At 31.7% G+C, this 10,472-nt stretch carries 3 protein-coding genes and 1 pseudogene; all 4 read right to left on the bottom strand.

Going from position 1 to position 10,472, the window contains the following annotated elements; translation table 11 throughout:
• Positions 1-954, bottom strand: a pseudogene (locus tag ACH2BO_RS09285) (hypothetical protein); the annotation flags it as partial.
• 320 nt (positions 955-1,274) lie between these two features.
• Entirely contained in the window at positions 1,275-1,646 is a 372-nt protein-coding gene (locus ACH2BO_RS09280; protein ID WP_395044469.1) for a hypothetical protein, read from the bottom strand.
• Between the two features lie 224 nt (positions 1,647-1,870).
• Entirely contained in the window at positions 1,871-7,744 is a 5,874-nt protein-coding gene (locus tag ACH2BO_RS09275; protein ID WP_395044468.1) for a hypothetical protein, read from the bottom strand.
• Positions 7,745-7,980: 236 nt separating this feature from the next.
• The coding region (locus ACH2BO_RS09270; protein WP_395044467.1) for a T9SS sorting signal type C domain-containing protein at positions 7,981-10,472 on the bottom strand (2,492 nt) is incomplete at its 5' end.

Below are 10,472 nucleotides of genomic sequence, written 5' to 3'. Positions count from 1 at the left end.
TGCACCGGCACTTCCTGGTGCTAAACCATCAGTTCTTACTTCAAAATCAAAACCACCAGCTGGTAAAAAACTTGGATTTGTCCAATTAATATCTAATGTAGAATTATCAACTTGCATAGAAGCAGTAATTCCAGTTGGAGAAAAACATGGCGTCCAAACTAATCTTGTACCTGCTAGCCAACCTTGTAATGCAACACCAGACGCTTGACCAAGAGTGTTCAAACAATCCGTTGATGCAGTTCCATTTAAAGTACCCGAATCGGTTGCAGGATAAATAGCGTTTGTAATATTTCTTCTTCTATTAAAATCTGCTACAGTAGCACCTCTTAATCCAACTTGGCCACTAACCGGCGTTGTAAAAATTGAAACAAATGTATCTCTGAATAATATTTCAATAAGATTGGTTGTTTCATGCAATCTAATTTGCATATTAATCAATCCATCTTGAGTTGCAACTGTTCTTCTTTTAACATCTTTATATTGAACAACAAATATTCTGTTTGGCGCAGAACCAATAACATCATATTTTACTTCCGCAGTTGAGGTATTACCTGCAAGATTCGTTCCATACCCAGCAATAACACCTGGATATGCAATTAAAGAAGATAATGGCGCTGTCAAAGTTCCGAGTGCTACAGGCGCACCTAAAGTAATAAAGCCATTTTCTGAAACATTTACTTGATTGTATGACAAACCGTTAAAATGAAAAACAAAACCTAAAGGAAAAGTAAATGACGATGATGGTAAACCATTAAAAGTTCCAGTCGCAACAACAACACTAGTTCCAGAAGTCGCTAAATCAACATAAGCACTTCCTGTTGATTCAGAAAAGTTATAATTATAGATCGTAGATTGGCCAAACGAAATATTTGTTCCAAGCAAAACAATAATTAAAAACAAAAAAGAATTACTTTGTGACCTTTGGGCTAAGTTTTTAAGTAAATTTATAAACATAATTAGGTATATTTGGGTATGAAATTTTGCAATGTTAATTAGCCAATAAAAATAAGTTAAATAAATGTAAAACCAAGACCTATGTATAGTATTAATTAACAAATCGATAAAAGGCAAAATTAATCGATGAACTGCGCCTAGAAAGTTAAATAAATAAATTTTCAATGTAGGAATATGAGTGTTAAATAAATTATGAAAAATATTTTAAATTTTATTTAACAGTTTGAAAAACAGTATAAAAAAATTATATACAAAAAAAAACCTCCTTAAAAAAAAGAGGTTTTAGTATTATTAAACTAACCAAATTATATAGTAACTAATTATACAATTGCATTGCTTTGACTGCTCAATTTTTTCATTAAAGTTCTATACAAAACTTTATTAGGAGTACTTCCAGAAAATAAAATTTGTTTCTTAGTACTTACTTTAGAACTTTCATTGGCAGTAGAAAGTACATTAATCATTTTAGATTGTTTAGTACCCATGAACCAACTTACAAACTCTACTTGAGAATTTACAGAAGCAACATCACTAGTGAAGATTATTTCTTGTGTTTTATCTATTGTAGGTAAAGTTTCATTAGTTTGACCAAACATCCCAATACTTGATAATAAAAACAAGATGAAGAAAAACAAAAGCCGAGTTTTGTTTTCTGTCATGTATTTATTAGTAAATATATTTTGAGTGTACATATCTTTTATTCTTATTAACAGGTCAAAATTACATTCTAAACAATGAGAAATAAAATATTTTCGACAAACTGCTTCAATAATCGTTTAAACCACTTTTAGTTACAATTAAACTTGTTAATTGGTAGTTAATCTAGCTCGAAGTTTGGCTAACTTATTCATTTGCAGGAATAAAAAAAGGCATTCTTAAATGAGAATACCTTTAATTTTTGGTTAATTATAGTTGTTTAATTAGCATATTTCTTTGTTATGGTAATTAAATCGTCAGTAGTTATTTGAACTAGAAGCACTTGATTTATTGAACCCATATCTAGAATTGCTTCGGTAGCATATATATCTTTTTTGGTTTGAAGTAATCTTCCTCTTATATCAAAGATTTTTACTTCTTTCATTATTTTATTTCCGCTATTGATAAATAATTTTTCGTTGTTATTATATAATATGATAGCGTTAGCATTAAAATCATTGGTGTTTAAAGCAGTGTTTTGATATATAATTTCAAATCTATCATTGAACGTTCCTGTTGCTGTAACAAAGCTATAATTACCATTTTTAATATTATGAACAACATTTAGGTATTTATCTCTTAGAAATATTTCTTGTGTTTCAAAGAAACCATCAAAACTAGACAATTGTATTTCGAATGTACCATTAATTGACGATGAATATCCTATAGGAACAACGTCGTTTATATCAAAAGGTAAAGAACGACCTTGAATTCCTAATATTGTAGTTTCAACTAGTGAGTAAATATTAACTGAGTTTCCACCATTTACAATAATACCATCAAAACCTCTGTCAACATTGTTGGTTGCGCTTTCTATATATCCAACCATTGTTTGCTTAAATGCTCCTTGATTGTTTATAATATTTAACCAAAATCTATTGCGTTCTAAATCTAAAATTGCGTTTTCAATAGAAGTAGCGTTTTCTGATTGTTTAAAAAACTGTGCATTGCTATAGGTTGCGCCACGCATAGTGTTTTTAAAAGTTGCCACTCCACCACTATTTAATCCTCTAATAAAGAAACTTTGTCCAGAAGTTACAAAACCATTAGGTGTAGCATTATTTAATCCTGTTGCTAAAGCTGGCGCAGTTGAAACTGATCCTGTATAATTATAAATTGCATAATCATTTGAAGTATAAACATTAGATGTGATTGGTGTATTGTGTGTCCAGAAATACATAGTTCCATCAACAACATTTGTATTTAATGGATCTGACAAGAAAGATAGAGCTCTAAGTGAACTTGGATAAGGATTTCCAATTAAATTTAAATCGCTTAATGAAACTAGAATTGGTGTTGTAATTGTTCCGCTATTTGGAGTTCCAAAAAATGTTCCGTTGTATATCGAGCCACTCGGATGACTTTGTGGTGCTCTAATGATGTAACCTTTTCCAACAGACATTAATGAGTTTGAAGGCATTGCTTGCCAATATGATATTGTTGGATTAAAAATAAAATATTTATCATATAAAGTTAAAGGTGATAATGCAACAAGTGTTTGCGGATAAACTGGCGTTGACCAATAGGTATAATCATAGGTTATCATTGGAGTAGTATTTCTTTTGTAAGTAATATTTCCAACATTTCCACCATTGTAAACGCCTACTGCATTTGTAACATCATTGTCTTGAACTAAACTTGCGTTGTTTTCAAAAATTAAAGCTCCTCCAGATGAATCTACGGTATTTTCTACATTTAAAGTATATCCAATATTAAAAGTAACCGAACCACTTTGAACAAAAACAGAACATGCATTTAAAGTTGTTCCTATTAAAGAAGCGTCTGTATTAGAATTATATGTACCATTAAAAATTGCTCTTTTAGAACTGTCTGGCAAGCCATTAGACCATGCTCCAGCAGCCCAAGTTGTAGAAATATAAGATACAAAAACTCCATTTGAGGCAACTTCATTACAAAGTCCATTTTTTACAATTGCTCTAAAATATCTTATTGACGGAAAAACTCCCATTTGGGCAGGTGTTAACGTTGATGTTGTATTTGCAATTGAAGTTAAATTTGTAGTGAAAGCAGCATTATCAGCATATTCCCATCTAATTATTGAACCTACACCTGCTGCTATTAGTAATGAATTTGGAGCTGAGTTTGAACAAATTGTTTGACTACTACTTAGCAATCCTGCAGTAGATACTGGAACTATTGTTAGAGTTGTAGTATTAGATGTAAAACATCCGTTAGAACCAGTTAATGTTGCTGTATAAGTAATAGTTGAAGTTGGTTTAGCATACACTACACTCAAAGGTGTATTTAATGTATATGGAATTGTTGCTGCTGGATTAGTATATAAATCTGTAATTGGTGTCCATGTTAATGCTGCGGCTAAAGTTCCAGTTATAGAAACATTATTTATTCCCCAAGTATAACCCCATTCTGATTTAAAATTAAATCTCAATTTTACATTTACATTTCCTAGATAAGGTGCTAAATTTATATTTTCATTTACAAAATTGGTTGCATTTCCTTGTGCTGTATTATAACTTTTTATTGTTATCCAAGTTGTTCCTCCATCTATTGAAACTTCTATTAAATCAACATCATTAGTTACATATCTTAAAAAGTGCCAAATATTTAAATTTGCTGTTGTGTAGCCAGCAAGGTTAAAACTAGGAGAAGTAAGAGTTGTTCTAGTTAAAACACCTGGAACTGCACTTTGCGCATCGGAATTGGACAAATAAAATTGTGAGCTGTCATTACTAATAAAAGTTGCAACATAGGTAAAACTACTATAACTATAACCGCTTGGCCTTAATGTCCATTGAGAAGCATTTGTATCACCACCAAATGAGGTATTGTCAACTGTCCAACCATTAGTTGCAGCATTAAAATTTTCAGAAAATATTGTAACGGCAGTACTTGAGCCAGAACTTCCGTTTAATGGTTGTATAGAATTTTGACAAATTGTTGCAGCACTTGGAACAACCATAATTGCTGGAGGAACTGCATTAACTGTTACTGTATGTGTAATTATATTTCCGCAAAAACTTCCAGAAGTTTGATTTGCAGTTAATGTATAAGTTGTTGTTGTCGTAGGATTAAATGTAAATCCAGTAGCAAACGAACCAGATATTCCAGTATTTGGTGACCAAACTAAAGAATTGTATGCAGCATAACCAACTACAAAGACTGTAGGCGTTACATTTCCATCACATATTATACTCGAAGGTGAACTTATTGTTAAACTTGGTGGTGATGTAACTGTTGCAGTTATTGGAATTCTAGGAGATAAGCATTCTGTAGTAAATTTCCAATTATACATACCAATATTATAGGTATTATCGATTGAATTTCCAGTTATATCGGCAACTGATGATGTATAAGGATAAAAAGCATTTGTAGTATTCATTCTAACTCCAGCTGCAGGCAATGTTGCAAAATATATGTTGTAATTTCCTGGAACTAGAATAGTATTTATAGGAATCACTTGAGGTGTTGCTCCACCAGAAACTGTTGTTGTAAAATTTAATGTCGTTATTGTTACATTAGAAGAATTTCTTAACACTAACTGTCCTGTTTGTCCTGAAACTAATGGAAAAATATCTAATGAAAGTAAACTAGTGTCAGAAGTTACAGTAAAATTTATTGAAGCTTGATAATTTTGAACTCCTAAAAGTCCTGCTTGATTAACTGGACTTGTTGGTCCAACTTTTGCAACAGAACCGAAGGATTTTGCTTCGACATAATAAGTTGTAGTTGCACCAATAATTGGTGTTGTATAACTGTTTCCAGAAGCTAAAATTGCAGTACTTGAAATAGAATTATACCATTTTATTGTTGCGCCAACACTTGGAACTGCCGATAACGTTGCAGTACCAAAACCACATCTTGTAATTGGTGTTGTACTTGTAATTGTTGGAATAGAACATTCTGTATTAAAAGTTTCTTCTATAGACCAAATACTTTTTGCGGTTGGTCCACAATTACCTCTTACCCATATATAATAAAATGTACTTGGAACTAATGAGCTTAAATTAACTGTATTTATACCAAATCCTACTGATCCTGTTGGAACTGTTGCTCCATTTGGTGGTGTACTAGAAGTTGAAATAAAATATTCATAACCATTTGAAGGTTCAGGTGCTGCAGCTGTCCATGAAATAGTAGCGGTTGTTGCTGCAATAATTGACATTGTTAAATCTAATGGTTCAAAACAATTTGGTGATGGAATTACACTAATATCATCAATTGCAATATGGGTTTGATTGGCATCACTATCACCATGAAAACCAATATAATATACTCCAGAGGAAACTGCAATAAAATCTGAAGTTGCAACTTGATATACAGTATTATTTATATTTGTTAAATCTAGTAAAGTTTCTGTCATTGCAATATCTGACTGAGCATTTCCAAGTCGAACTCTAAGATTTTCGGTAGTAGTAGTTAAAGTACCTGTATTGTATTTAAAAGTCAATCTATATGAAGTTCCTGCAACTAAATTAAGTCCTGGCATAAAAAACCAATCATTCATTGCTGTTGTTGGCGATGCACTTTTTCTTATAAGCAAAGAAACTGGTGCTGAAGCTGCATTAATTGATTGTGTTTCCCATTGAACACCATCTAAATTAGAATCTGTTCTAGCATAACATGTTGGAATTATATTAAGCGGAAAAGTATTGAAATTTTGGGTATAAGGAATTGTATAATAACCACAAGTTGTTGTTGCTGATGAAGTATTACTATTTAAAATACAACCTGGACCAATTGCTCTTACTCTATAAAAGTATAAAGTTGTTGGTAATAGTCCAGAAACATTAAAAGATGTTACTAAACCAACTGATAGATTAGAATATGCAGGAAGAATTGCGGTAAAAGTATTGTTAGTAGAAACATCTATTCTATAATCTGTAGCTCCAATAACCGCAGACCAATTAGCTGTAAAGTTATTTCCTCCAATATTTATTGCAAGTGTTGGTGTGACTGCAACAGTTGGAGTGAAACATGTTGTAGCGCTTCCTGATAAAACAGTAGTCATATTATAAAAAGGTGCACCAGTACATAAATCATTATAAGGAATTATCCAATAATAATAGGTTGTATTAAAAATTAAACCAGTTTGGGTAAAAGTTGTTCCTAGATTATTTCCAACTACATAATAACTTCCATAAGTTGCACCATTTGCATAGTAAGTTCTATTTACAATATTAGTTGCTGTTGGAGCAACATTTATAGTGCTTCTTAAAACTAAATATTTAGATGGCGCAGGAGTTGCAGCTGTAAAACTATTACCTACAAAAGAATTATTTGTAATACTAGTTGCGCCTATAATTAAACTTGAAGGCAAAGCTGTTGGTGTACTACATGCTAAAGCTGGAGTGTATATAAATTGTAATCCAAATTCTGGATAGGAATCATTTTTAGATATTACATTAGTTGTTGCATTCCCTAAACCAGTTGCTCCAGGATTACCCCAAACTTGACTACTACCTTGTGTTCTACTGTTTACGTTACCTTGAGCAAAATCATTATTTAAACCTCTAATCCCTAATTGAACTGGTACAGGTGTTGTTGCAGCTACAGGAATCGCGCAATCGCCATAGAAAAAAGTAATTACATTAGTTGTTTCAGACAATCTAATTTGAAAATCTAAATCTCCTGGATAAGTAGTTACTCCTAATTTTCTATTAGCATCTGTCCATTGAATTACAAATGTTCTATTTGGCGCCACACCAATAACATCATAAACAATATTAGAACCATTAGAAACAAGGTTACAATTAAATGCCGAAGCAACTCCATTATGGTTTGTATTATTAGCTATTGAAGCATAAGTTGTTGGTACTGGTTGTGTAGTTCCAAAAGTGATATATCCATTTGGGCTGATGAAACATTGTGTATAAGGAAGATTATCAAATGTAAATGTAAAAGGTATTGTAGCTTGAAAAGCTGCTCCACTTGTATGATCATCCCATGGTGAAGTATATGCAACAGAAGGAGTTCCTGTCAATGCGGTATATCCAGCATAAGATTGCGAAAATGAATAGGCATTTACTTGTGCAGAAACTACATTAATTCCTAAAAAGGAAAAAATTATTATAATAAAAGCAGGTAAAATTTTATTTTTTGGACTTTTTTGCATTATTGGGATTTGTTCTTTAGTTGGGATTTTTCAAACAAAAAAAAGTTAATTTAGAATCATAAACCATTGATAATAAATTAGATTAATATAATTTAATTTATAAAAATACTATTTTTATCTTTTTAACATTTAACTTAGTTGATATTTTCGACAAGAAGTAATTTTTATCGATGAAATACGCTATAAACACAAAAACCATTCATTTCTGAATGGTTTTTATTACAAAAATTATTAGATTAATTTATTACTTTCCTTGTAACTTTTATACCATCAATAGAAGTAATTTGAACTATTAAAACTTGATTAGTTTTTCCTACATTCAATCTAGTTTCAGTTGCATTAATATCTGATTTAGACATCAATAATCTTCCTCTAATATCAAATATTTTTACAGAATCCATAATTACATTACCTGAATTGATTATTACTTCATTGTTTTGATTATAAACAACAACATTATTAAGATTTGGATTTTCTACTCCTAATGCTGATTGGTAAACAATTTCAAAACGATTAGTAAAAGTTCCGGCATCAGAAACAAATGAATAGTTTCCGGTATTTAAATCATGATAAGTATTGGTTATATTATCTTTTAAATAAATTGGTTGCGCTCCACCAATAAACAATCCTGTTGTATTATTTAACGATATTGAATAAGTTCCTGAAGCTATAACTTTAAAGGATAAAGGAACAACATCTGTATTAGTAAATTCTGGACGACCTTGAATGGTGTATTCTTCTGAACCAATTAAACTAGTAAGATAAAATTCAGGATTGATATTTTTACCATCAATTCCTCTATCAAATGCTAAAGTAGCATCAGCAGTATAACCAACAGCCATTTGACTGTAAGCTGTTCCCACATTTAAGTTTAACCAATATAAATTTGTTTCGCTAATTGTTGCATTAGAATCTGATGATCTAAAAAATTGAGCAGAATTTAAACTTCTTCTCATTGAATTGTTAAAGTTCAAATTGGTAGCACTATATGCGTTTACAATAAAACCTTGACCAATATTAACAACCCAATTTGATTCATTTCCTAAACTGAAATATCCAGTTCCTGTATCGCCACCAAGAGCACCATTGGCAACATAAGCCATTTTAGTTAATGTTGCATAAGAAGGTTGTGTATCATCATTAGTTTTTCTCCAGAAATAAAGTGATCCATCGATATTAGTATTTCCATCAATAAAATTATGAACATTCAATCTTGATGGATAAGGATTACCAACTGCGTTGAAACCAGAAGCCATTGTATAAGTTTGATTTCCGTTATTAGGCACACCATTAAAAGTACCATTCCAAACTTGAGCATAAGTTGGATGATTATTTGGCATTCTTATCAAATAACTTTTAGCAGTAGAAAACCAAGTTGATGTTGGAACTACTGATACATATAAATTATTTGATGGATTGTACTCATAAAAACGATTTAACAGAGTTAATGGAGAAAAATTATTTAATGTTTGAACTCCAGCAACTGCTGTTAATGGAGAAGACCAAAGTGTATAATCTTGACGTTTTAAAGCAGAACTATTTCGTTTAAGAATAATATTTCCTGAGTTAGTAACTGTTGAACTTTGCATTAAATTAGCATTATTATTTAAAGTAAAACTTCCAGACGAAACAGTTAATGCACCATATAAATTAACATCCTTGTCAGAATCTACAGAAACAACAGCGTTGTTAGAAACAGTTATAGTACAAGCATCAAAATCAGAAGAAATTACATAATTAGCATCAAATATAACAGTTGAAGTACTTGTTGGAGCGCCATTTGTCCATTCACCACCATTTGTAGCAACCCAAGTTGTAGAACCACCAATAGCTATTGTTGAACTACCAACTAAACTAGCAGAACAAGTTCCACTAATAACTGAAACCAAGTTTAATGTTTGAGTAGTTGTTGCGTTAGTAAGTGTCACTGTTGCGTTTCCTCCTGTTAATGTAACAGTTGTATTTGAACCACCATTAATATTATAGGTAACCACTGAACCACTTGTTCCTGCAAGATTAAAAGTAGCATCACTTGAATTACAAACAATTGGTCCATTATTTCCAGAAATACTAGCTGTTGGTGATGGATTAACAATTAATTGACCATTTACATTTGTAGTTCCATTCCAAAAACCTCCACCACTACCTGAATAACCACCATATAACCATTCACAAGTTCCTTGACGGTATCTATATGTATAATAATAAGTTCCACTTGTTGGAGGTGTAAATGCATACTGATACTCATCATTATTTGCTCCACCACCACCAGGATTAAAAGTTGTTGATGACCATGTTGTCCATGTTGACGGATCAGTATCGGCAGTATTATATCCAAATTCGGCAGTTATTCCAGCACCTTGTAAACCTGCACCTGGAGTAACTCCTAATTGATAAACTTGACCATAAACTGTTAAAGAACTTCCATTACATATTGATGCTGATCCTGGAAACTGTAAATTAACATAAGTTGGTTGAGCAATAGAATTTATTGTAAAACTTGCTTCTTGTGGCGCACCACAATCACCAGTAACTCTTGCATAATAAGTTCCTGCACTAACTGTTATAGTTGGAGTTGACCCTAAGTTGGTTCCAGTTCCACCTGTTCCAGTCCACCAAGTTAAAACTGCGTTTGTGCCAACTACACCATTTGCTGTAAGCGTTGCTGTATCGGTAGCACAAATTGGATTTGCTGATGAAGTAACAGAAGTTATTCCAACATTAGTTT

The organism is Flavobacterium sp. (assembly GCF_043773265.1).
Lineage (GTDB): Bacteria > Bacteroidota > Bacteroidia > Flavobacteriales > Flavobacteriaceae > Flavobacterium.
The sequence above is the reverse complement of the archived record's forward strand: the minus strand, read 5'-3'. Positions and strand labels throughout refer to the sequence as shown.

Bases quoted from the DNA above. Each gene is read 5' to 3' on its own strand.
- ACH2BO_RS09280 (WP_395044469.1), bottom strand. From the start codon at position 1,646: ATGTACACTCAAAATATATTTACTAATAAATACATGACAGAAAACAAA.
- ACH2BO_RS09275 (WP_395044468.1), bottom strand. From the start codon at position 7,744: ATGCAAAAAAGTCCAAAAAATAAAATTTTACCTGCTTTTATTATAATA.